This window comes from Aeromonas sp. (assembly GCF_050252055.1).
Taxonomy (GTDB): Bacteria; Pseudomonadota; Gammaproteobacteria; order Enterobacterales; family Aeromonadaceae; genus Aeromonas; species Aeromonas caviae.
In genome coordinates this window covers 84,816-106,610 of sequence record NZ_JBFWLQ010000002.1, presented here as the reverse complement: position 1 = coordinate 106,610, position 21,795 = coordinate 84,816, and the positions used below count along the sequence as shown (strand labels likewise).

At 64.1% G+C, this 21,795-nt stretch carries 18 protein-coding genes; 9 read left to right on the top strand and 9 right to left on the bottom strand.

All coding sequences use genetic code 11. The features are described 5' to 3' along the window. Positions 1-724 precede the first annotated feature (724 nt). The 3 genes from AB7E19_RS04165 to AB7E19_RS04155 all read right to left on the bottom strand — a co-directional run bounded on the left by AB7E19_RS04165 (position 725) and on the right by AB7E19_RS04155 (position 3,990). A complete protein-coding gene (locus tag AB7E19_RS04165) occupies positions 725-2,389 on the bottom strand; it encodes an AMP-binding protein (protein WP_043155860.1) in 1,665 nt (554 codons plus the stop codon). A gap of 99 nt (positions 2,390-2,488) precedes the next feature. After that, on the bottom strand, positions 2,489-2,767 hold the full coding sequence (locus AB7E19_RS04160) for a YfcL family protein (RefSeq protein ID WP_010674457.1): 279 nt from the start codon (positions 2,765-2,767) through the stop codon (positions 2,489-2,491). A gap of 107 nt (positions 2,768-2,874) precedes the next feature. Then, positions 2,875-3,990, bottom strand: a complete 1,116-nt coding sequence (locus AB7E19_RS04155; RefSeq protein ID WP_069652588.1) for an ATP-NAD kinase family protein — start codon at positions 3,988-3,990, stop codon at positions 2,875-2,877. Positions 3,991-4,107: 117 nt separating this feature from the next. Between AB7E19_RS04155 and AB7E19_RS04150 the strand changes: the two genes are divergently transcribed. Then, the gene (locus AB7E19_RS04150; RefSeq protein WP_010674455.1) at positions 4,108-4,830 is read left to right on the top strand and encodes a TerC family protein; all 723 of its coding nucleotides are present in this window, start codon (positions 4,108-4,110) and stop codon (positions 4,828-4,830) included. Between the two features lie 86 nt (positions 4,831-4,916). Here AB7E19_RS04150 and aroG read toward each other — a convergent pair whose 3' ends face one another. The 5 genes from aroG to AB7E19_RS04125 form a co-directional block, all read right to left on the bottom strand. Next, on the bottom strand, positions 4,917-5,972 hold the full coding sequence (gene aroG / locus AB7E19_RS04145) for a 3-deoxy-7-phosphoheptulonate synthase AroG (protein WP_041212942.1): 1,056 nt from the start codon (positions 5,970-5,972) through the stop codon (positions 4,917-4,919). A 198-nt stretch (positions 5,973-6,170) separates the two neighbouring features. Next, positions 6,171-7,451, bottom strand: a complete 1,281-nt coding sequence (gene aroA, locus AB7E19_RS04140) for a 3-phosphoshikimate 1-carboxyvinyltransferase (protein ID WP_427934655.1) — start codon at positions 7,449-7,451, stop codon at positions 6,171-6,173. A gap of 170 nt (positions 7,452-7,621) precedes the next feature. After that, positions 7,622-8,710 (bottom strand): 3-phosphoserine/phosphohydroxythreonine transaminase, encoded by a 1,089-nt coding sequence (gene serC, locus AB7E19_RS04135; RefSeq protein WP_010674452.1) that lies wholly within the window; start codon positions 8,708-8,710, stop codon positions 7,622-7,624. 224 nt (positions 8,711-8,934) lie between these two features. Beyond that, positions 8,935-9,864, bottom strand: coding sequence for an electron transfer flavoprotein subunit alpha/FixB family protein (locus AB7E19_RS04130; RefSeq protein ID WP_322131876.1), 930 nt, complete (start codon positions 9,862-9,864; stop codon positions 8,935-8,937). Positions 9,865-9,967: 103 nt separating this feature from the next. After that, entirely contained in the window at positions 9,968-10,717 is a 750-nt protein-coding gene (locus AB7E19_RS04125) for an electron transfer flavoprotein subunit beta/FixA family protein (protein WP_161469562.1), read from the bottom strand. A 126-nt stretch (positions 10,718-10,843) separates the two neighbouring features. On the opposite strand from AB7E19_RS04125, the gene AB7E19_RS04120 reads away from it, so the two are divergent. The 3 genes from AB7E19_RS04120 (at position 10,844) to AB7E19_RS04110 (ending at position 14,456) form a co-directional block, all read left to right on the top strand. Beyond that, positions 10,844-12,487, top strand: coding sequence for an electron transfer flavoprotein-ubiquinone oxidoreductase (locus tag AB7E19_RS04120; RefSeq protein WP_427934654.1), 1,644 nt, complete (start codon positions 10,844-10,846; stop codon positions 12,485-12,487). Positions 12,488-12,902: 415 nt separating this feature from the next. Beyond that, the gene (corA, locus tag AB7E19_RS04115; protein ID WP_005301617.1) at positions 12,903-13,850 is read left to right on the top strand and encodes a magnesium/cobalt transporter CorA; all 948 of its coding nucleotides are present in this window, start codon (positions 12,903-12,905) and stop codon (positions 13,848-13,850) included. Between the two features lie 144 nt (positions 13,851-13,994). Next, positions 13,995-14,456, top strand: a complete 462-nt coding sequence (locus AB7E19_RS04110; protein ID WP_171865095.1) for a DUF2919 domain-containing protein — start codon at positions 13,995-13,997, stop codon at positions 14,454-14,456. Between the two features lie 9 nt (positions 14,457-14,465). Here the strand turns inward: AB7E19_RS04110 and AB7E19_RS04105 are convergent, their stop codons facing one another. Then, positions 14,466-15,215 (bottom strand): hypothetical protein, encoded by a 750-nt coding sequence (locus AB7E19_RS04105; RefSeq protein WP_319885305.1) that lies wholly within the window; start codon positions 15,213-15,215, stop codon positions 14,466-14,468. A gap of 215 nt (positions 15,216-15,430) precedes the next feature. Here AB7E19_RS04105 and AB7E19_RS04100 point away from each other — a divergent pair, with 215 nt between their 5' ends. From AB7E19_RS04100 to AB7E19_RS04080, 5 genes are all read left to right on the top strand, one after another. Then, positions 15,431-16,666, top strand: coding sequence for an MFS transporter (locus AB7E19_RS04100; protein WP_182976547.1), 1,236 nt, complete (start codon positions 15,431-15,433; stop codon positions 16,664-16,666). Between the two features lie 60 nt (positions 16,667-16,726). Next, positions 16,727-18,700 (top strand): siderophore amonabactin TonB-dependent receptor, encoded by a 1,974-nt coding sequence (locus AB7E19_RS04095; protein ID WP_279989553.1) that lies wholly within the window; start codon positions 16,727-16,729, stop codon positions 18,698-18,700. Positions 18,701-18,778: 78 nt separating this feature from the next. Then, positions 18,779-19,795, top strand: a complete 1,017-nt coding sequence (locus AB7E19_RS04090) for an amonabactin ABC transporter permease subunit 2 (RefSeq protein WP_010674444.1) — start codon at positions 18,779-18,781, stop codon at positions 19,793-19,795. A 12-nt stretch (positions 19,796-19,807) separates the two neighbouring features. Then, positions 19,808-20,857, top strand: coding sequence for an amonabactin ABC transporter permease subunit 1 (locus AB7E19_RS04085; protein WP_103259983.1), 1,050 nt, complete (start codon positions 19,808-19,810; stop codon positions 20,855-20,857). Between the two features lie 43 nt (positions 20,858-20,900). Further along, positions 20,901-21,719, top strand: coding sequence for an amonabactin ABC transporter ATP-binding protein (locus tag AB7E19_RS04080; RefSeq protein ID WP_322131878.1), 819 nt, complete (start codon positions 20,901-20,903; stop codon positions 21,717-21,719). Positions 21,720-21,795 lie beyond the last annotated feature (76 nt).

Genomic DNA, 21,795 nt, shown 5'->3' with positions numbered 1-21,795 from the left:
TTCTCTGCGCCTCTGGCGCCGTGCATCAGATGCCCCCCTGCCCCATGTGAGGGCGGCCTCCCTCCGATGACCTTATTTGGCAGACCTCCTCTGCGGTGGCGGGAAGCCCAGGTTAAGGGGCCAATACCCCGCCTCGCCCCTTGCGGCCCCTGTGTGTGACCCCAAGATGCATTCACCCAGCCACTGGGATCCCGCCTCTCCATGGATTTTGCAAATACCTTCCCTGCCGATTCCCCCGACGCGGGGCGGCATGGCGGCGGCGGGAAAGGTCGGGGAAGGGGTAAATACCTCGTCCCCGCCCCTGGCGGCCCCCGTGTGTGACCCCGAGATGCATTCACCAAGCCACTGGGATCCCGCCTCTCCATGGATTTTGCAAATACCTTTCCCTGCCTGTTCCCCCGACGACGGGCCATATGGCGGCGGCGGGAAACGTCGGGGAAGGGGTCAATGCCCCGCCCCTGCCCTTTGCGGCCCCCGTGTGTGACCCCAAGATGCATTCGCCCAGCCACTGGGATCCCGCCTCTCCATGGATTTTGCAAATACCTTTCCCTGCCTGTTCCCCCGCCGCGGGGCGGCATGGCGGCAGCGGGAAGCATCGGAGAAGGCGTCAATGCCCCAGTCCCACCCGCCCCCTGTCGGCTTGCTTCCCCCTGAAATACAGCGGGGGAGCCACTGGCTCCCCCGACTGTCATTGATGTGGCCGATATGGCGGCACCGACCCCTGTCAGGACTCCCACAGGATGCGCTGGCTGCCGGACCAGCGCTCGCCGATGTCCGCGTATTTTTGTTCCAGCAGGTGGCGGCGGATCTTCATGGTGGGGGTCAGCACCCCGTTCTCGATGTTCCAGGGGCTCTTGACCACCAGGATGCCCCGCAGGCGAGCATGAGATTCCAGCTTGTCGTTGACCCGATTGAGGGCAGCCTCCAGCTGGGCTTCCACCCCGGCCTTGTCCCCCTTCATGGCGCTCTCGGCGAGCTGCACCAGGGCGACCGGCTGCGGCATGCCGTAGCCGATGACGCAGAGCTGCTCGATGATGGGCTCCTGCCCGAGCATCCCCTCGATGGGCACCGGGGCCACGTACTTGCCCTTGGCGGTCTTGAAGACGTCCTTCATGCGACCGGTGATGGTGAGGTAACCCTCCCTGTCCAGCTTGCCCATGTCACCGGTGTGCAGCCAGCCCTCGGCGTCGATGGCCTCTGCACTGTGCTCGGGATCCTTGTAGTAGCCCACCATCATGCCGTCGCAGCGACAGAGGATCTCCCCCTCGTCGGAGATCTTGATGGTCACCCCGGGCCCGGCCTTGCCGACGGTGCCTATCTTGTCCGCCCGGAAGGGGTAGTTGAGGGTGGAGTAGGCGTGGTTCTCGGTCATGCCCCAGGCCTCGGTGATATGGATGCCGATGCTGTGATACCACTCCAGCAGCGCCGGGGCCACCGGCGCAGAGCCGCAGCCCAGCACCCGCGCCTGATCCAGCCCCAGCCCCTTTTGCAGCTTGCTCTTGATGAGGCTGGAGACGAGGGGGATTTTGAGCAGCAGCGCCAGCTTTTTCTGGGGCAGCTTCTCGTGGATCTTGATGCGGAACATGGCCCAGAGCCGCGGCACCGAGATGAAGACGGTGGGACGGCAGCGCTTGACGTCCTCGATGAAGGTGTCGAGGGATTCGGGGAAGGCGATGGTGGCACCGCTGAACAGGCTGCCGCCGTAGATGTAGACCCGCTCGGTGATGTGGGCAAGGGGCAGGTAGGAGAAGCCGCGATCCTCGGCGGTGAGGGAGACCGCCTCCACCAGCTTCTCGCAGGACCAGGCGTAGCGCTCCACGCTCAGCATGGCCCCCTTGGGCTTGCCGGTGCTGCCGGAGGTGTAGACCAGGCTCAGCAGGGCATCCGGCGCCTGCACCGGGCTGTCCGGGATGGGGTCGTATTGCGCCAGCAGATCGTCCCACTGGTGGGCGGCCGGCATGGTGTCGTAAGGCAGGGCGATACGCAGCAGATCCCCGGGCACCCCCGCCTCCTGGCTCTTCCAGTCGTCCAGCTTGCCGACGAAGATCGCTCTGGTTTCGCTGTGGCGCAGCACGTATTCGATGGTGTCGACGTTGGCGGTGGGGTAGATGGGCACGCTCACGTATCCCCCCATCTGCATCGCCAGATCGGCGATGAACCACTGGGCGCAGTTCTTGGAGAGCAGGGCCACCTTGTCACCGGGCACCAGGCCCAGGGCGCGCAGTGCCGTCACCATGCGCCGCGCCTCGTCGGCAACCTCACCCCAGGTGAAGTCGACGTATTCGCGGTGGATGGTCTGACGCAGATAGATTCGGTCGGGACACTGCCGCTCCCAGTGATAGAGCATCTCGAGCGGCAGTCTGGTGGCAATGCGTGAGGTGGAGGCCATGGTTTAATCCCTGAAACAAAAGGCGAGCCTCATTATTAACCTTTTGATAACACTCAGGGAAGCAGATTACTTAAACTTGTGTTTGAACTGCGAATGGGATCAAGCTTCCGCCTGGGCCTGCAGACGCTTCCACATCTCCTGCACCAGCACCTCGTCCTGCTCGGAGAGCTCACCCTGCAAGATGGCCTCGTTCAGGCTGCGCAGCACATAGCTCTTGACGTCCCGCACCAGGGTCTTGCCCTCTAGCTCGGCGCGCGCCACCGCAAGGGAGATGTGCCCTCGCAGATAGCCACCCGCAAACAGCTCGTCTTCGCTGGCCGTGGCGACCATGGCGTCGATCAGTCCCAACAACTTGTGTTCAAAATCGTGAATCGTCATTTAACGCAGCCTCATTTCCGGGGTTGCCGGCAAAAAATTCGGGGAGTGGAACCGCGATCCGGTTGATCGCGGCTCTCTGGCGCCAGGCCAGCCGCATCCTTGATGTCCTATTCCGGGTTGGCCACCGGGTAGATGACCTGATCCTTGTATCCCGTGGTTATGCGCAGATAACCACTCAACGACCGGTTCAGTGCCGGATCGTCGGTGTCCACCAGCAGCGGACGGCCTTCTAGCGCCGCCAGCTTGGCTTTGGTGGCGAGCACCTGGATATGCTCGCGCCCGACGGCCCGGATCACGTCTGGACTCAATTGCTGATTTCCGCGCCCGAACAGATGTCCCTGACCGCCGATCAGGGTGATGATCAGACGGCAGCGACGGCCGCGGATCCGGGTCAGGATCTCGGCGGCGGACAGATCCTGCCCGATAAGCCGGCCATTTTCCACCAGATCCACACCGAGCAAGGTATTTTCCAGACCCAGCTCCCCCATGCAGGCGGCCACCGTGCTCCCCGACCCCATCAGGTAGAGGGTATCGGGCTCCATCTGCTCCACCACGCCGGCGGCAAGATCGGCGAGCACCAGCTCCTCGGACTCCCGTCCCCCCTGCTTGACCGCCTGCACGTAGCGCAGATCCCCGGGCACCAGCAACTGGCCGTAGTGGCGGGCGCGCACCTTGCCGGCGCGAAACGCCTCCTCGTCGATGTCCATCACCTCCGCATCCACCAGGCTCAGGAGCTCCCCTGCGATCATTCTGGCCGCCACCCGGCCGCTCGCCGCCGGCGTCACCCCGTAGACCCCGGAGTGGATTTTGCACCCCGCCGGGATGCCGAGCACATGGCAGGACTCCCCCACCGCCGCGCAGATGTCACGGGCGGTGCCATCGCCACCGGCGAAGAGCAGCAGATCCACCCCGGCATCGCGCAGGGCCAGGGCGGCAGCCCGGGTGTCCTCGGCGCTCGTCTGCGCCCCGGCAGGCCGATGGACGATGCGATGGGGCAACCCCAGCTCGGCGGCGAGGTCGGCCCCCATCTCTTCGGCCACCGTCAGCAGCTCGAATGGGGTGGTCAGCTCGCACAGGGGCAACAGGGCCTGGCGAGCCCGCTCCCGGGCCTTGGGGACGGCCCCGCGCGCCAGCGCCTCGGCGACCATGCCGTCACTGCCCTTGAGACCGACGGCCCCGCCGATGCCGGCGACGGGGTTGATGATGAGCCCTAATCGAAACATGTTTCCCTCCTGTTGGATCGCCGCCATTTTTATCTTTTCCCGCCACTGGGACAAGCCATGACCCCCTGCTAAAATGCGCGGCTTCTACCTCAATCACTGTTCAACCAAGGTTCAATCATGCTGGAATGGATTGCGGACCCCTCCGCCTGGGTCGCGCTCGCCACCCTGACCCTGCTCGAGATCGTGCTCGGCATCGACAACATCATTTTCATCTCCATCCTGGTGGGTCGTCTGCCGGAAGCCCAGCGCCAGAAAGCGCGCATCCTGGGGCTGGGGCTCGCCATGGGCACCCGCATCCTGCTGCTGCTCTCCTTGGCCTGGGTGATGCGCCTCACCGAGCCCCTCTTCACCGTGCTGGGGGAAGCCATCTCGGGACGAGATCTCATCCTGCTGGTGGGGGGTCTGTTCCTCATCGCCAAGAGCACCCACGAGATCCACCAGAGCCTGGAAGGGGCTGCCGAAGAGGCGGGTGTGGTGAGCAAGACCGCGGGCTTCCTGTCCACTCTGGTGCAGATCGCCATCCTCGACATCATCTTCAGCCTGGACTCTGTCATTACCGCCGTGGGCATGGCGGATCATGTCCCTGTCATGGTGCTGGCCATCATCATCGCCGTCGGCGTCATGATGTTTGCCGCCAAGGCCATCGGCGACTTCGTCGATACCCACCCCACCATCAAGATGCTGGCCCTCTCCTTCCTTATCCTGGTCGGGGTGGCGCTGATGGCCGAAGGGCTGGATCTGCACATTCCCAAGGGTTACATCTACTTCGCCATGGCCTTCTCGCTGGTGGTGGAGATGATCAACATCCGCCTGCGCGGCCACCAGGAGCGGGCCAAGTAAACCGCGACCTGCCGAGAGATGGCCAAACAAAAAGCGCGACCCAGGGTCGCGCTTTTTTATTGCCCCGCCAACGGGGCGCCTTGGGCTCAGAGGGCGTTGCGAGCGGCCACGGCGTCCGCCAGGTTGCGCAGCAGTACCTCGGTATCGGCCCAGCCGATGCAGGCGTCGGTGATGCTCTGGCCGAAGGTGAGCTCGCACCCGTCCACCAGATCCTGACGCCCTTCCACTAGGTGACTCTCCACCATGACGCCGAACACCGCCTTGCTGCCGGCACGCAGCTGACCGGCCACGTCCTCGGCCACCAGCATCTGGTTCTTGAACTGCTTGCTGCTGTTGGCGTGGCTGAAGTCGATCATCACTTTCTGGGGCAGACCGGCCTTGTCCAGACCACTCACCACCTCATCCACGTGACGGGCGCTGTAGTTGGGCTCGCGGCCACCGCGCAGGATGATGTGACAGTCCGGGTTGCCAGCGGTCGAGACGATGGCGGAGTGGCCGTACTTGGTCACCGACAGGAAGTGGTGCGGGGCGCTGGCGGCGCCGATGGCGTCGATGGCCACCTTGATGGTGCCGTCGGTGCCGTTCTTGAAGCCCACCGGGCAGGAGAGACCGGAGGCCAGCTCGCGGTGTACCTGGGATTCGGTGGTACGGGCGCCGATGGCACCCCAGCTCATCAGATCCGCCACGTATTGCGGGGTGATCATGTCGAGGAACTCGGAGGCGGTCGGCAGCCCCATGTCGTTGAGATCCAGCAAGAGCTTGCGACCCAGGCGCAGGCCGTCATTGATCTGGCAGCTGTTGTCGAGGTAGGGATCGTTGATCAGCCCCTTCCAGCCCACTGTGGTACGGGGTTTTTCGAAGTAGACCCGCATCACGATCTCCAGCTGATCTTTCAGCTCGTCGCGCAGCACCTTGAGGCGCTTGCCGTATTCCAGGGCGGCGACCGGATCGTGGATGGAGCAGGGGCCGATCACCACCAGCAGGCGATCATCGTCGCCGGCCAGGATGTTGTGGATGGCCTGACGGGATTCAAACACGGTGGCCGAGGCGGTGTCGGTCGCCGGAAACTTCTCAAGCACCGCAACCGGGGGCAATAACTCTTTGATTTCACTGATACGAACGTCGTCGGTTTGATGCTGCATGACCAAGTTTCCTGCTAGATGACTGCGATAAAGAGATCTCAATCTAGCCCTGTGCCGGGTCGGTGTAAATAGAAAATTACATTCTTCGGCAAGGAATTTTATTATCGCACCTTGCAAGTTTGCATAATGCTGCTAGGAGGCATGAAAAAAGCGGGGGGGCAGAGATGAAAAGGCCCGCACGAAGCGGGCCGAAAGGGCTCAGGCCTGACTGACGCTGGCCAGCTTGTCGAAGTAGTCCGGGAAGGTCTTGGAGGTGCAACCCGGATCATTGATGGTGACAGGCGTATCGGAGAGCGCCACCAGGGAGAAGCACATGGCGATGCGGTGATCGTTGTAGGTGTCGATGGCCGCGTGGGTCAGCTGTGCGGGCGGAATCACGGTGATGAAGTCGTGCCCCTCCTCCACTTCCACGCCCAGCTTGCGCAGCTCGGTCGCCATGGCGTGCAGGCGGTCGGTCTCCTTCACCCGCCAGTTGTAGATGTTGCGGATGGTGGTGGTGCCCTCGGCAAACAGCGCCGTGGTGGCGATGGTCATGGCCGCATCCGGGATGTGGTTCATGTCCATGTCGATGCCCTTGAGCGGCCCCTGCTCGGCCTCGATGAAGTCATCGCCCCAGGTGATGCGGGCCCCCATCTTCTCCAGTACGTCGGCGAAGTGGATGTCCCCCTGGATGCTGTGCTTGCCGATGCCGGTAACCCGCACCTTGCCCTTGATGGCGCCCGCCGCGAGGAAGTAGGAGGCGCTGGAGGCATCCCCTTCCACCAGGAAGTCCCCAGGGCTGACATAGGTCTGGTTGCCCTTGATGTAGAACACCTTGTAGTCGTCGTGCTCGATGACCACCCCGAACTGCTTCATGATGTGCAGGGTGATGTCGATGTAGGGCTTGGAGACCAGCTCCCCCTTGATGTGGATGCGGGTGTCGCCAGCCGCCATGGGGGCCGCCATCAAAAACGCCGTCAGGAACTGGCTGGAGACGGAGCCGTCGATGTGGACATCGCCACCCCAGAGCCCCTTGGCATCCACCACCAGGGGCGGATAGCCATCTTTCTTCAGGTACTGGATGTGGGCACCCGCTTCGCGCAGGGCATCCACCAGGTGACCGATGGGGCGCTCTTCCATGCGCGGCTCGCCGCCCAGGGTGTACTCGCCGGAGCCCAGGCACAGGGCGGCGCACAGGGGGCGCATGGCAGTACCGGCATTGCCGAGGAACAGGTTGACCGGTGCCGAGACCGCGAAGCTGCGACCCAGACCGTGCACTGTGCACTCGGTCTTGTCGGCGGAGAGCTTGTACTTGACGCCGAGCTGGGTCAGCGCCGCCAGCATGTGGCGGATGTCATCGCTGTCGAGCAGGTTGGTCAGCCGGGTGGTGCCCCGGGCCAGGGCCGCCAGCAGCAGGGCCCGGTTAGAGACACTCTTGGAGCCGGGCAGATTGACCAGCCCGGCCACGCTAGAAATGGGTTCCAAACGCAACGAATTCATAGACTTCCTGTTCGATCTCAATTAAATCACCTGACCGGACGTTAACAGCCCGCGTCCCCCGCGGCAAGTTCGACAGTGGCACGACCGCGGGAGAGGGCGGCCTGGGTCAGGATGGGTCTGAAAAACAGACGCCGGGGAGTCCCCGGCGTCTGGCAATGGGGAGACACGCCTCAACCGTGGCGTTTGGCAAAGTCATCCATGAAGCTGACCAGGGCCTTGACCCCTTCCAGGGGCATGGCGTTGTAGAGGCTGGCGCGCATGCCACCGACGATGCGGTGTCCCTTGAGGGCCAGCAGACCGGCCGCTTCCGATTCCGCCAGGAACAGCTTGTCCAGGGCCTCGTTTTTCAGCTGGAAGGGCACGTTCATGCGGGAGCGGCAGGCCACATCCACCTTGTTGCCATAGAAGCTCGACTGATCGAGGTAGCCGTAGAGGAAGTCGGCCTTCTCCTTGTTGCGCGCTTCCATCGCCGCCAGGCCACCCTGCTCCTTGAGCCACTCGAACACCAGACCGGCCAGATACCAGGCGTAGGTGGGGGGCGTGTTGAACATGGAGTCGTTCTTGGCGGTGAGCTGGTAGTCGAAGATGGACGGCACATCGGCGCGGGCCTGGTTTAGCAGGTCATCGCGCACGATGGCGATGGCCAGACCAGAGGGGCCTATGTTCTTCTGGGCACCGGCGTAGAGGATGCCGAAGCGGCTCACGTCGAGGGGACGGGAGAGAATGGTGGAGGAGAGATCCGCCACCAGGGGCACATCGCCGGTGGCCGGGATGTCGAACATCTCGATGCCATCGATGGTTTCATTCGGGCAGTAGTGCACATAGGCGGCATCGGCGCGAAACGCCGGCGTCGGCAGCAGGTGGGAGACCCCCTGCTCGTTCTTGGCCACCCCCTGGAAGGTCTGGATGTCACCGTATTTCTGGGCTTCATCCACGGCGCTCTGGGCCCAGACGCCGGTCACCAGGTAATCCGCCTTCTTGTTGGCGCCACCCAGCAGGTTCATGGGAACGGCGGAGAACTGGCCGCGGCCACCGCCGTGCATGAAGAGCACCTTGTAGTTGTCCGGCACCGCCAGCAGGTCGCGCAGGTCCGCTTCGGCCTTCTCGGCGACCGCCATATAGGGCTTGCCGCGATGGGAAAGCTCCATGACCGAGGCTCCCAGCCCCTGAAAATTACAAAATTCGCGCTGGGCGCGCTCCATGACTTCAACCGGCAACATGGCGGGGCCGGCGCAGAAGTTGTAAATCTGTTTGCTCATGACGCTTTCCGTGAATGGATGTGTGTGATCGGTGACTCGAACGTTTTTACACGACAGCCCCCCGTGGGGGCAAAGGCTTTTTGGGATCCAGCGCAACCTTTTGCCCTGGCGCCACCGGGCACTCATCAGACAAAAGCCCTGAACGGGCCAGGGCTTGCAGAGAATATGCATGGAAACGGGGGCGAGACAGCACGGACGGCTTTCTTCGCCCCTTTGTGGCAAATTTACAGCTTGGCGGTGAGCTCCGGCAGCAGGGTGAAGAGATCCCCCACCAGACCGTAGTCCGCCACCTGGAAGATGGGGGCCTCGGCGTCCTTGTTGATGGCGACGATCACCTTGGACTCCTTCATCCCCGCCAGATGCTGGATGGCCCCCGAGATGCCCACCGCGATGTAGAGCTCGGGGGCCACCACCTTGCCGGTCTGCCCCACTTGCAGGTCGTTGGAGACATAACCCGCATCCACGGCGGCCCGCGATGCCCCGACGGCAGCCCCCAGCTTGTCCGCCAGGGCGTCGATGAGGGCAAAGTGCTCTTTCGAGCCGAGCGCCCGCCCGCCGGAGACCACCACCCGGGCCGCCCCGAGCTCGGGTCTGGCGGAGCGCACCGCACGCCGCTCGATGAGCCGGGTACGGCAGCGCACCTCGGCCACCGGCAGCGATTCCATCACGGCACGCTCCTCCCCGGACCCGGCCTTGGCGAACGCGGTGGGCCGCACGGTGAGCACCTTGACGGGGGCGCTGCTCGCCACCCGGGCGATGGCGTTGCCCGCATAGATGGGACGCAGGAAAGTGTCGGGCCCCTCGATGCCGGTCACCTCGGCGATCATCTCCACTCCTAGCCTGGCCGCCACTCGCGGCAGCAGATCCTTGCCCTGGCTGCTGGCCGCCATCAGGCAGTGCTGGTAGTCCCTGGCCACCTCGGCGAGCAGTCTGTCGACCCCGTCGTTGAACCCCTCCGCCAGCATGGGATGTTCTGCCAGCAGCACCCGGTTTACCCCCGTGAGGGCGGCGGCCTGCTCCCCCGCCTCCGTCAGCCCCTGCCCCAGCAGCAAGAGATGCACCTCGCCCCCCAGGCGCCCCGCCGCCGTGACCAGCTGAGCCAGGTTGTCGGCGATCCGCCCCTGATGATGTTCCGCAATCACAAGTACGCTCATGGCAGCACCTTCATGTCATCCATTGATCCCTTGCTCCCCGGGGCCGTTGCCCCATGCATGGCGCTCACGCCTGCGGGAGGCATCCCTCTCATGCCCCTGCCCATCAGAGCACCCGGGCTTCGTGCTTGAGCTTGTCCAGCAGCTCGTCCACTGAGCCCACCCTGATACCGGCGCTGCGCACCGGCGGCGCCATCACTCCGAGCTGCCGTGTCTGGCCGGCCGGCACCACCCCGAGGGCGGCGAACGGCTGGCTCTCCAGCGGCTTGCGCTTGGCCTTCATGATGTTGGGGAGGGAGGCGAAACGCGGCTCGTTGAGGCGCAAGTCCACGGTCACCACGGCGGGCAGCGCCATGCCGAGGGTCTCGAGACCACCGTCTATCTCGCGGGTCACCTGCAATTCCCCCTCCACCAGCCTGATGGCGGAAGCGAAGGTGGCAAGCGGCCAGTCATTGAGGGCGGCGAGCATCTGCCCTACCTGATTGTTGTCAGAGTCGATGGACTGTTTGCCGAGCAGCACCAGATCGGGCTGCTCCTGCCCGCACACCGTTTGCAGGGCCCGGGCCACGGTGAGCGGAGTCAGGGACTCGCCGGTAACATAGTGCAGCGCCCGATCCGCCCCCAGCGCCAGGGCATGGCGCAACTGCTCGGCCGCCGCCTCGGGGCCGAAGGTCACCACCACCAGCTCGGATGCCACGCCGGCTTCCCGCAGCCTGACCCCCTCCTCCACCGCGATTTCACAAAACGGGTTGATGCCCATCTTCACATTGGCGAGCTCCACATCGGAGCCATCCCCCTTGACCCGGATCCTGACGTTGTAATCAACGACCCGTTTGACTGCGACCAGCAGCTTCATGGCGGTCATCCCTCATACCTGTTGTGTGGGTCCACCTTGTCGTCACTCACTTTTCTGCTGACAAAGTGGTTTACGTTTACGTAAACTACCAGCACTACCCTAGGCCAAGTCGAGCACAGAGGCAAGATGGAACGCGAAGCAATGGAATTTGATGTCGTCATCGTCGGTGGCGGCCCGGCAGGCCTGAGCGCCGCCATCGCATTGAAGCAGCAGGCCCCGGCCCTCTCAGTCTGCCTGCTGGAGAAGGGGGCCGAGATTGGCGCCCACCTCATCTCCGGCGCCCTGCTCGATCCCGTCGCCCTCAGGGAGCTGCTGCCAGAGAGCTGGCAGGAGGCCCCCCTCGGCGTACCGGTGACAGATGATCAGGTCCATCTGCTGCAAAGCGACAGCCGCTCCCTGCAACTGCCCCACTGGGCGGTGCCACCCCGCATGCACAACGACGGCAGCCACATCATCAGCCTCGGCACCCTCTGCCGCTGGCTCGGCAAGCAGGCCGAGGCCCTCGGTGTCGAGATCTACCCGGGCTTTGCGGCGAGCACCCTCATCGTGGAGGAGGGCCGGGTTCGCGGGGTGGTGACCGGCGATCTTGGCCTCGACAAGGAGGGCAACCCCAAGCCGGATCACGTGCCCGGCATGGCCCTGTATGGCCGCTATACCCTGTTTGCCGAAGGGGCGCGCGGCCACCTCGGCAAACAGCTGATCGCCCGGTTCCATCTGGAAAATACCGCCCAGCCGCAGCATTACGCCATCGGCTTCAAGGAGGTGTGGCAGGTGCCTGCGGGACAATCCCATCCTGGGCGGGTGCTCCATGGCAGCGGCTGGCCCCTTGGTGAGAGAAAGGGCAACAAGAGTCAGGGGGGCTTTTATCTCTATCATCTGGCCCAGGATCAGGTGGCAGTCGGCCTTATCGTCGATCTCAACTACCAGAATCCCTGGCTCAGCCCCTTTGACGAATTCCAGCGTCTCAAGCACCACCCCCTCATCGCGGCAACGTTGCAGGGGGGCGAGCGCATCAGCTACGGCGCACGGGCCATCACCAAGGGGGGCTGGCACTCATTGCCGCGCATGCACTTTCCGGGCGGCCTGCTCATCGGCTGTGATGCGGGCACCCTGGACTTCTCCCGCATCAAGGGGATCCACACCGCCATGAAGTCAGGCATGGTGGCGGCCGGCACCGTCGCCATGAGCCTGCGCGGCGGCGATGAAGGGGGACGAGATCTGGCCGAGTTTCAGGACGCGCTGCTGCAAAGCTGGCTGACCCGGGAACTGAAGAGGGCCCGCAACGTTGGGGCCGCACTGCACCGCTTCGGCCCCTGGCTCGGCGGCGCCTTCAACTGGCTGGAGCAGCGACTCTTTGCCTTGACCTCTCCTTTTACTCTGCTGGACAAGGAGCCGGATTACCGCCAGCTGCGCCTGGCCAGCCGTTGCCAGCCCATCGACTACCCCAAACCCGACGGCAAGCTCAGCTTCGACAAGCTCTCCTCCGTCTATCTGGCCAGCACCAGCCACGACGAGGATCAACCCTGTCACCTGACCCTTCAGGACGCGCGCATTCCGGTCGAGGTCAACCTGCCCACCTGGGCCGAACCCGCCCAGCGCTACTGCCCGGCGGGGGTGTTCGAGATCCTTGATGGGGATACCCGGCCAAGGCTGCAGATCAACGCTGCCAACTGCATCCACTGCAAAACCTGCGACATCAAGGATCCCAGCCAGAATATCGTCTGGACGCCGCCCCAGGGCGGCTCGGGCCCCAACTATCCCAATATGTAACAGGCTTGCCCACGCAAACCAGAGCAGATAACAAGGAGACGCAGCCCCGGAACACCGCACGGAGACCGTTTCCTGCGCTTGGCCGGGGGCTGTCGCAGGGCGACCAGCAACCCGTCATTCCCGCCGGTGAGCCCGGGCCCTCCTCCACTCCAGGGCGAACAAAGGAGGCGACGTCGGGATCGCCCGCATCGGGGTCGCCACGGCTGATCCGACCTCGCCGCTTTTTTGAGCGAACAGGCTGAACCCCCGATGAATAGGCCCTGACAAGCGGGTCCCGCCCCTGTATAGTTCGCCGCATTCAGGTTGTCCATCGGCCTCGTTATGCTATTTCATGGGATCGCTTTCCGTGCGATCTAAGGCCGCATGAACCTGTGCAACCATCCCTGATTACCCATGACTTCTTAAGGGGGGACAGATGATCACCGCCTACATTCTCAACAACAAGGTGCTGGACATAGTCACGCTCGGGCCGGATGACATCGTTCCCGACAACACCGTCTGGCTGGATGCCTACAAGCCGGACACAGCGGAGCGAGAATGGTTGACGGGCCTGTTCCTGGAGGAGGTGCCGGACAAGGAGGAGCTCGATGACATCGAGGCATCCGCCCGCTTCTACTGGGACACCGACGGTCTGCACATCCACTCCCTGTTTCCCCAGCGCATCGGCCGCGACACCAAGGGTGTGCACGTCTCCTTTACCCTGCGCAACAACCTGCTGATCAGCATTCGCGAGGATGACATCGGCCTGGTGCGTCTGCTGCGCCACTACATGCGCCAGGACAGGCTGGAGGTCGAAGACGCCCTCGACATCCTGCTGGAGGTGCAGAACCTCAAGGTGGAGTACCTCTCAGACCTGATCGAGGATGGGTACAAGACCCTGGAGAACACCGCCGATCAGATCTTCGAGCCGGACCAGATCAACCCCATGCTCAAGGAGCTGATGGCCCAGGAAGAGGCCAACGGCCAGATCCGTCTCTCCCTGCACGATACCCGCCGCGCCCTGCGCTTCCTCAAACGCAGTCTGCGCCAGCGCATGACGGGGGAGCAGAACAAGTGGATCGACGAGATGCTGCACGACGTGGAATCCCTGCTGCCCCATACCCAGTTCCTGTTCGACAAGATCAACTTCCAGCTGGAGGCCTCCATGGGGGTGACCAATCTGGAGCAGAACAAGGTGATCAAGATCTTCTCGGTAGCCGCGGTGATCTTCCTGCCGCCGACGCTCATCGCCAGCATCTACGGCATGAACTTCGGCCGCATGCCGGAGCTCGCCTGGGAATACGGCTATCCCCTCTCCCTGGTGCTGATGGTGATGTCATCGCTGGGCACCGGTCTCTTCTTCAAGCGAAAAGGCTGGCTGTGACGCCGGAACCCGGCAACTAAAGACTGCGGATTGGGGGGCCTGGCCCCCCGATTAATTCCCGGCCGTTGCCGGCCTTGCAATGGCCTGCCCTGTGCCCCATATCCCCTTCATCACTCGCACTGCATGAATGGATACCGGGCCACCATGACCCTCTACCCCGAACACCGTTACGACGATCACGGCCAGTTGCGCCCCCCGCTCTGGTTCTGGCCCATCGCCCTCTTGCTGACCCGCTCGGTCTGGCTGTTTCTGATGGCGGGGGTCACCCGGGAGAGTGGCAGCGCCATCCTGACCCTCTTCTACCCGGACAAGCTCACCCTCTATGTCAGCCTGCTGACGGACGTGCCTGCCATGCTGGCGCTGCTCGCCTGCGGCGGCACCCATCGCCAGACCCACAGTGCCAGAGCCTGGCTCAGACGCCACAGCCCCTTGCTGCTGCTCTGCTCTGCCGTCAGTGGCCTGCTGATGCAACTGCACAGCCTCAATCTGCAGCAGTGGTCGTTCAACTGGCCCACCGCCCTGGTGCTCATCGCCAGCCTCTGGGCGCTCTGGTATCTGCTGAGAAGCCGCCAGTTGCGGGATTACGCCCTGGATCAGCCCCACTGACAGACTGGTTCACTGGCGCGTGACCCGGATCTGCAGAGTCTGGCGCTCGCTGCCGCTGGCCCTGCCCATGCCTGATGGATTGGCGATCGCGGCCTCCTGGCTGCCTTGGGTTGTGGAAAGCTCCCCCACCGTCAGCCACTGGCCCGGGGCGCCGCTCACCTCGGTGGCACTCTGGCCGGTGTGTATGTTGCCCCGCTCCACTCTTGCCTGTTCACTGCTGAGGGCCACCTGCACCCTGTCCCCTATCAGGGTCGCGGTGGCGTAGAGACCGTTCATCAGCGGCATCATGCCCACCACCCTTCCCCCCTGCCACTGGTAAAAGGTGACCGGCTGATAGGACCCCATCTGCAACAACACGGGCCGCCCGGAGAGGCCGCGCACCTGCCAGTTGTCACTCTGGCTGCGTTCATAGTGCCGGGCATCCCCCTCCAGCAGCCACTGCCGTTTGGCATCCAGGCCCAGCCCCACTCCGGCCTGCTGACTGCTGGAGGCGCCATCCACCCGCCACTCAATGAGCAGGCTTTGGGGCGGCTGGTTCACTTGCGCCAGGGTACGCTCGGCCTCCTGCAACTGGGCGGGGGTTCCGCTCAGTACCAGCTGGTTGCCCATGGCGCTCACCCCGAGATCCGGGTAGATCTCCTTGAGCGTCTGCACCGCGGCATCCGCCTCGAATACCGGTATGACCTTCACTTCGGCCCTCAGAGGCAATGCCAGCAACAGGCAGCACCCCAGCCCCCAATACCCTGATCCAGCGCGCATCTTCTCCTCCCGGCGTTCACCGCCACCCTCTCGCTTCCTGCCATCATGGTCCATGGCGCCCCGATTGCAACGGGCCTGGTATGCAACCCCATACAGAGGCACCTGATAAAGACTCGTTAAGATACCAATCAATACAAATAAAAATGGTTATCATTTGTTGTCACAACAAAAACCCTCGGATACAATTCGGACTCATTTTTTCGAGTCAGCCTCTGATGAAGCCAGAATCCGTCGCATCCACCCCTGCCGCCATCCACCTGGCGCTGCTTATCAACATGCTCTCCATGGGCTGCATGATGATGGTGATGCCCCTTGGCCCGGAACTGGTAACCCGCCTGGGGATGCTGCCGGAGCAGACAGGTTACTTCAGCGGCGGCGCCACCCTGGGCGCCGCTCTGCTGGGCCTCCTGGCCGCCCCCTGGCTCGATCGGGTCAACCGCAAACCCGCTCTGCTGGTACTGCTGGTCCTGCGCTTCCTGCTCTTGATGGCTTGCGCCCTGGCCGAGGATAGCCAGACACTGCTGCTGCTTTTCATCCTGTCCGGCTGCGTGGCCGGCCCCCTGGGGGCCATCCTGATGGCGGCGGTGCTGGATCTGGTACCGCCCGCCGAGCGGGGCCGCCGTCTCGCCTACGTGGGCATGGCGTTTTCCCTGGCCGCCATTCTGATCGTGCCCGCGGCCCTCGTGCTGGCCCAGTGGTCTGGCTGGCAGAGCCCCTTCCTCTTGTTTGGTGCAGGGGGCCTGCTGCTGGCCCTGCTGTGTGCCATCTGGCTGCCGTCCCTGCCGGTCAACCGGGCCCCGGCAGGCCAGGGGATGCGCCAGTTGCTGGGGTCACCACTCTGCCAGGGAGCGCTCTTCATCCTCTGCCTGCAGATGTTCGGCCACTTCCTGCTCATTCCGCACTTTGCCAACTACTTCCAGTTCAACCTGGGTTTCCCGCGCGAGCAGATCGCCAGCCTCTATCTGTGCGGCGGCCTTGCCAGCATGGCCACCATGCGCCTGTGCGGCGGCTGGATCGATCAGGGCCGCGCCCAGGGCGCCATCCTGCTCACCAGCCTGGCCCTGGCCCTGATCACCCTGGTGGGCTTTGCCTTGCCGGCAGGCCTGCCTCTCTATCTGCTGTTCACCCTCTTCATGGCCCTGAGCTCCGCCCGTGCCAGCACCACCCTCGCGGTCACGGCGGCCATTCCGGCCCCCCATCAGCGCGCCGCCTTCATGTCTTTCCAGGGCTCGGTCACCAATGTGGCAGCGGGCCTCGGCAGCCTGCTCTCCGCCAGATATCTGGTCTCCGACGAGGGGGGCGCCCTGCACGGTTTCCCCACCCTGGCCTGGATCAACATTGCATGCACCCTGGTGGCCTGCGCCGGTGTCTGGTTCCTCATCCGGGGCCTGAAGAGCACAAGAGATAACAATAATCCTGCCTCTGGCACCGCCAGACAAGGAAGTCAGTGAGCACCGGATCAGAAGAATCCGGACCCCATAACCTCAGTTATATCCATGGAGTTTTTGACAATGCAGTTGCAGCACGGCCTCTTTAAACTGAACCCCATTCTGCTCTCCCTTGGTCTGCTGGCCGTACCGGGCCTGGCCCAGGCCGAGTCCGTCAAGGCCAACGAGACGGTGGTGGTCACCGCCACCCAGACCAAGCACACCGAGCTGACCGCCCCGGCCAGCGTCTCCGTGGTCACCCGCGCCGATCTGGACAAGATGAACGTCAACAACATCGGCGATGCCCTCAAGCACGTGCCCGGTGTCAACATCATCGGCACCAACCCCACGGGTCGCAACGAGATCAAGATCCGCGGCATGGGCGGTGACTACACCCTGCTGCTGGTCAACGGCAAGCGGGTCAACGCCCGCGAGACCCTGGGCAGCTCCTTTGGCAACGACTTCGACTTAAGCTCCATCCCCATGGCCGCCATCGAGCGCATCGAAGTGATCCGCGGTCCCGTCTCCTCCCTGTACGGGGCCGATGCCCTCGGCGGCGTGGTCAACGTGATCCTGCGCCAGGCCAAGGAGAACACCGAAGCGGCCATCGGCTACACCCACACCATGCCCACCAAGGGGGATGGCGGGGATGCCAACCAGGGTAGCGCCTTCGTCTCCGGCGCCCTCATCGACAACAAGCTGCTGGGCAGCGTGGTGGTGGAGGGCTATCAGCGGGATCGCTGGAAGAGCGATCAGTCCAACAACCCGGATGCCGACGCCCTGGAGAAACGGGAAGTGGTCAACGTGCTCTCCAGCCTGAAGTGGCTGGTGGCCGACAACCAGGACATCGACTTCGATCTGGGTTACAACCAGAACGACATGGACAGCTACTTCAACAACGTGCCCCGTGCCCCGACCGCACCGGCCACCCCCCACAACGTGCAGAAACTCGATCGCCTGAGCCTGGGGCTGACCCATAACGGCCGTTGGGAACACTTCGACAGCCGCGCTCGTTACTACTTCGAGCAGACCGATCTGATGGATGACTCCCAGCTCAACGGTGGTGCCGCCGACATCACCCAGACCAACAACACGGTGGATGGCCAGTTGAGCGGCTACCTCGGGGATCACCTGCTGACCTCGGGTGCAGAGTTCCGCAAGACCGAGCTGGAGCACAGCCGCAGCATCCAGAACGGCAGTGTGGATGCGAGCCAGAGCGCTCTCTACCTGCAAGACGAGTTCGGCTTTGGGGATCTGGCCCTGACGCTCTCCGGCCGTCTGGATCACCACGAGACCTATGGCAACGAGTTCAGCCCCCGTGCCTACGCCCTCTACTCCCTGAGTGACGAGTGGGTGATCAAGGGCGGCGCTGGCAAGGCGTTCAAGGCCCCGACCCTGGCCCAGTCCAGCGAAGGGTTCGCCACCACCGCCTGCCGCGGCGCCTGCAAGGTGATAGGCAACCCGGATCTGAAGCCGGAAACCTCCGTCAGCTACGAGCTTGGCACCGCCTACAACGCCGATCGCTTCGGTGCAGGCGTGACCGGCTTCCACAACGAGATCGAGGATCTGATCCAGAGCGATCAGTGGGGCCCGGGCTACCGTCCGACCGTCATGACCTACCTCAACGTCAAGAAGGCCCGCATCAAGGGGCTGGAGCTGACCGGCTGGTTCGACGTGCTGGACAACGTGCAGCTGACCGGCAACCTGACCCTGCTGGACTCCGAAGACAAGAGCACGGGTGACGATCTGGCCAAGACCCCGGATCACACCGGCAACATCGGCCTGGACTGGAAGGCGAGCGACGTCGTCAGCGCCAACCTGGCCTGGCAGTATGTCGGCAGCCAGGTGATCAAGGTGCCGGCCCGCAACGCCCAGGCATTCACCTCCAAGCACTACCAGACCCTGGACGTGAACACCAAGTGGACCGTCACGCCGGCCCTGGACTTCAAGCTCGGCATTACCAACCTCACCAACACCCAGCGTGACGAGGTGGCGACCGACGCCGACTTCATCCTGGAAGGTCGCACCGTCTACGCAGGGGTCGATTACAAGCTGTAATCCATCCTGTATGCGGGAGCCCCGGTCGCGGGGCTCCCTTTTTGCGTTTCTGCCTCCCCGAATTCAAGGAGTCATTGAGTGCTCAGATACCAAGCTCGGCTGTTCTGGCTCGGCGTGCTGCTCCTCTTCCTGCTGATTTGTCTGTCACTGGCCACCGGGGCCGGTGTCTATGGTGGCCGCGAGGTCGCCGGTTTCCTGATGGGCGATCCCGCCTTCGTGGCCGATGAAAAGCTCGCCATGATAGTCCATACCCTGCGCCTGCCACGCACCCTGGCAGCCCTGGTGGTGGGGGCATCACTCTCCCTGGCGGCTTCCATGCTGCAAAGTGCCACCCGCAACCCTCTGGCCGAACCCGGCCTGCTCGGGGTCAATGCCGGCGCCGTCTTTGCTCTGGTGATCGGCCTCACCTGGTTTGGCGTCGAATCCGCCTACGGCTATCTGCTCTGGTCCGGTATGGGGGCCCTGCTCGGCAACCTCATCGTGCTGGGCCTCGGCCTCATGGTGGGGCGCTCCAACCCCCTCAAGCTCATCCTGGTAGGGGTCGCCCTCTCCGCCACCTTCGGCGGTCTTTCCAACTTCCTGTTGCTCTCCAACCGGGTGGTGCTGGAGCAATTCCGCTTCTGGAACTTAGGGTCCCTTGCCGCCTCCAGTCTGGAAGCGGTACTCACCGTGGTCCCCTTCGCCCTGGCCGCCCTGCTGCTGACCCTGGCGCTCTGTCGCCCTCTCACCCTGATGCAGATGGGGGATCACCAGTCCAGGGCCCTCGGCATCCGCCCCACCCGGGTGCGGATCGGCGTGCTCCTGGCCGCAACGCTCTTCACCGCCTGCGCCATCGCCATCGCCGGTCCCATCGGCTTTGTCGGCTTCCTCGCCGCCTACTGCGCCCGCCTGGTGGAGCCGGTTCGCCTCGCCATCCAGGTGCGTTTCTCCGCCCTGTTCGGGGTGCTCTTTCTGCTCGGTGCCGATGTGCTGGCCCGCTGGCTGATCCAGCCCTACGAGCTGCCCAACGGCGTCATTCTGGCGCTCATCGGGGCGCCCGTGCTCATCCTGGTGGTGCGCAGCGGCGGCTTCCGCTCCCTGCTGGCCGTCAAATAAGGTGCCACGCCCATGAAGAACTCTCTCTCACTCCCGAGCGGCACCCTCTGCCTTCGCCTTGGCAGCCGCACCCTGTTGCTGCACCGCCGCGCCTGGCTCATCACCCTGGGGCTCCTGGTCGCCCTCACCCTGCTCTCCCTGCTGGCCCTCACCCTGGGTTCCGGCAAGATCACCATGATGGGGGTGATCCAGACCCTGCTCGGGGAGGGAAGCCGACTCGATCAGGTGACCGTCTTCAAGATCCGACTGCCGCGCCTGTTGGCGGTGCTGGTGGCTGGCGCCGCCATGGGACTCTCGGGCTGCCTGGTGCAGACCCTGGTGCGAAACCGCCTCGCCACCCCGGACATGATCGGGGTCAACGAGGGGGCATCCCTGGCCATCATCATCTTCTCCCTCTATCTGACCCTGGGTACCTGGCCCTGGTGGGCCGCCCCCTTCGGCGCCCTGTTTGCCGCCGCCGTGCTCTATGCCCTGTGCAACAAGCCGGGGGAGCAGGGCTACCTGTTCGTGGTGATCGGCATCGGGGTCTCGGAGCTGATGAACGCCCTCGGCCAGTTCGTCATGTCCACCCAGTCCCTGGTGCACCTCACCAGCCTCTATCTGTGGAACATGGGCAACTTCGTCGGTCAGGGCTATGGCACCTTGCTGCCGGTAAGCCTGCTGCTCCTGCTCATCTGTCCCTGGACCGTCTGTCTCTCCCGCTCCCTTGGCGTGCTGCGCCTGGGACCGGTCACCGCCCGAACTCTCGGGGTGAACGTGAACCGGGTGCAGCTCGGGGTGCTGGCCCAGGCCATCATCGTCGCAGCCCTTGGCACCGCCATCGGCGGCCCCGTGGTTTTCATCGCCATGGCGGCCCCCATCCTTGCCTCCTGGCTCAGCCGGGATCGCATCGTGCCGCTCTGGATTGCCGCCCTGTGCGGCGCCCTGATGCTGCTCGCAAGCGACACCCTGGTGCGGGTGCTGGCCAGCCCCCACGAAGTGGCTACCGGCATCATGACCCGCATTCTCGGCGGCCTGCTGCTGCTCTTCATCCTGCTCAAAGATCGCCAGAAGGCCGACTGACCATGGCATTCATCCATTTTCAATACAGACCGAGGGCCGCCCGATGACGCTCACCGTGAACCGACTCCAGTTCGGCTACCCGCAAAAGACCATCTTCAAGGAGATCTCCTTCTCCCTCCCCCGGGGCAAGCTGGTGGGGATCGTCGGCCCCAACGGCGGCGGCAAATCCACGCTGCTCAAGCTCCTTGCGGGACAGGAGCAGCCCCGGTCCGGGGAGATCCTGCTCAAGGAGAAGCCACTCGGTGCCTATGGCGCCAAAGCCCTGGCTCGGGAACTCGCCTATCTGCCCCAGCGTCCCCTTGTCCCCCCCGGTATCCTGGTGGAGCAGCTGGTGCAATACGGCCGCCATCCCCATCAGGGCTGGTTCAATCAGTGGAGCGAGGAAGATGCCCGCATGGTGGACTGGGCCCGGGAGCGGATGCAGCTCGATGCCATCTGGCACCAGAGCGCCAGTTCGCTGTCCGGCGGTCAGGCCCAGCGGGTGTGGCTCGCCATGGTGCTGGCCCAGGATGCGGACATCATCTTGCTGGACGAGCCCACCAGCGCGCTGGACATCGGCCACCAGACCGAGGTGATGGAGGCCATCCATCGGGTCGCCGCCGAGGGCAAGACGGTGCTTATCGTCATCCACGATCTCGCCACCGCCGCCCGCTACTGCGACGAGCTGATGGCCCTGGGGGATGGCGCCATCCAGGCCATGGGCCCGGCCCGGGAGGTGGTGACCAAGCCCCTCATCGATCGCCTCTACCAGACCGATGTGGACATACTGCACGCCCCCGGCGACGGGGCCCCTGTCATCGTGCCCCGCCGACGCGCTGACGAAGTGCCCCTCCTGCGTGCCGACCATGACGTGTCGGCCTGAGCAAGACCCTGTGCCAGAGAAAGAAACCGCCTGATGGCGGTTTCTTTCTCTGGGCTTTGCGTTGGCGTTATCCGGG

What these genes read in the sequence shown, in the direction of transcription:
- corA (WP_005301617.1), top strand. Translation starts at nt 12,903, where the DNA reads ATGATCACCGCCTACATTCTCAACAACAAGGTGCTGGACATAGTCACG.
- AB7E19_RS04085 (WP_103259983.1), top strand. Translation starts at nt 19,808, where the DNA reads ATGAAGAACTCTCTCTCACTCCCGAGCGGCACCCTCTGCCTTCGCCTT.
- serC (WP_010674452.1), bottom strand. Translation starts at nt 8,710, where the DNA reads ATGAGCAAACAGATTTACAACTTCTGCGCCGGCCCCGCCATGTTGCCG.
- AB7E19_RS04105 (WP_319885305.1), bottom strand. Translation starts at nt 15,215, where the DNA reads ATGCGCGCTGGATCAGGGTATTGGGGGCTGGGGTGCTGCCTGTTGCTG.
- AB7E19_RS04125 (WP_161469562.1), bottom strand. Translation starts at nt 10,717, where the DNA reads ATGAAGCTGCTGGTCGCAGTCAAACGGGTCGTTGATTACAACGTCAGG.
- AB7E19_RS04130 (WP_322131876.1), bottom strand. Translation starts at nt 9,864, where the DNA reads ATGAGCGTACTTGTGATTGCGGAACATCATCAGGGGCGGATCGCCGAC.
- AB7E19_RS04120 (WP_427934654.1), top strand. Translation starts at nt 10,844, where the DNA reads ATGGAACGCGAAGCAATGGAATTTGATGTCGTCATCGTCGGTGGCGGC.
- AB7E19_RS04100 (WP_182976547.1), top strand. Translation starts at nt 15,431, where the DNA reads ATGAAGCCAGAATCCGTCGCATCCACCCCTGCCGCCATCCACCTGGCG.
- AB7E19_RS04080 (WP_322131878.1), top strand. Translation starts at nt 20,901, where the DNA reads ATGACGCTCACCGTGAACCGACTCCAGTTCGGCTACCCGCAAAAGACC.
- AB7E19_RS04110 (WP_171865095.1), top strand. Translation starts at nt 13,995, where the DNA reads ATGACCCTCTACCCCGAACACCGTTACGACGATCACGGCCAGTTGCGC.
- AB7E19_RS04160 (WP_010674457.1), bottom strand. Translation starts at nt 2,767, where the DNA reads ATGACGATTCACGATTTTGAACACAAGTTGTTGGGACTGATCGACGCC.
- AB7E19_RS04155 (WP_069652588.1), bottom strand. Translation starts at nt 3,990, where the DNA reads ATGTTTCGATTAGGGCTCATCATCAACCCCGTCGCCGGCATCGGCGGG.
- aroA (WP_427934655.1), bottom strand. Translation starts at nt 7,451, where the DNA reads ATGAATTCGTTGCGTTTGGAACCCATTTCTAGCGTGGCCGGGCTGGTC.
- AB7E19_RS04150 (WP_010674455.1), top strand. Translation starts at nt 4,108, where the DNA reads ATGCTGGAATGGATTGCGGACCCCTCCGCCTGGGTCGCGCTCGCCACC.
- aroG (WP_041212942.1), bottom strand. Translation starts at nt 5,972, where the DNA reads ATGCAGCATCAAACCGACGACGTTCGTATCAGTGAAATCAAAGAGTTA.
- AB7E19_RS04165 (WP_043155860.1), bottom strand. Translation starts at nt 2,389, where the DNA reads ATGGCCTCCACCTCACGCATTGCCACCAGACTGCCGCTCGAGATGCTC.
- AB7E19_RS04095 (WP_279989553.1), top strand. Translation starts at nt 16,727, where the DNA reads ATGCAGTTGCAGCACGGCCTCTTTAAACTGAACCCCATTCTGCTCTCC.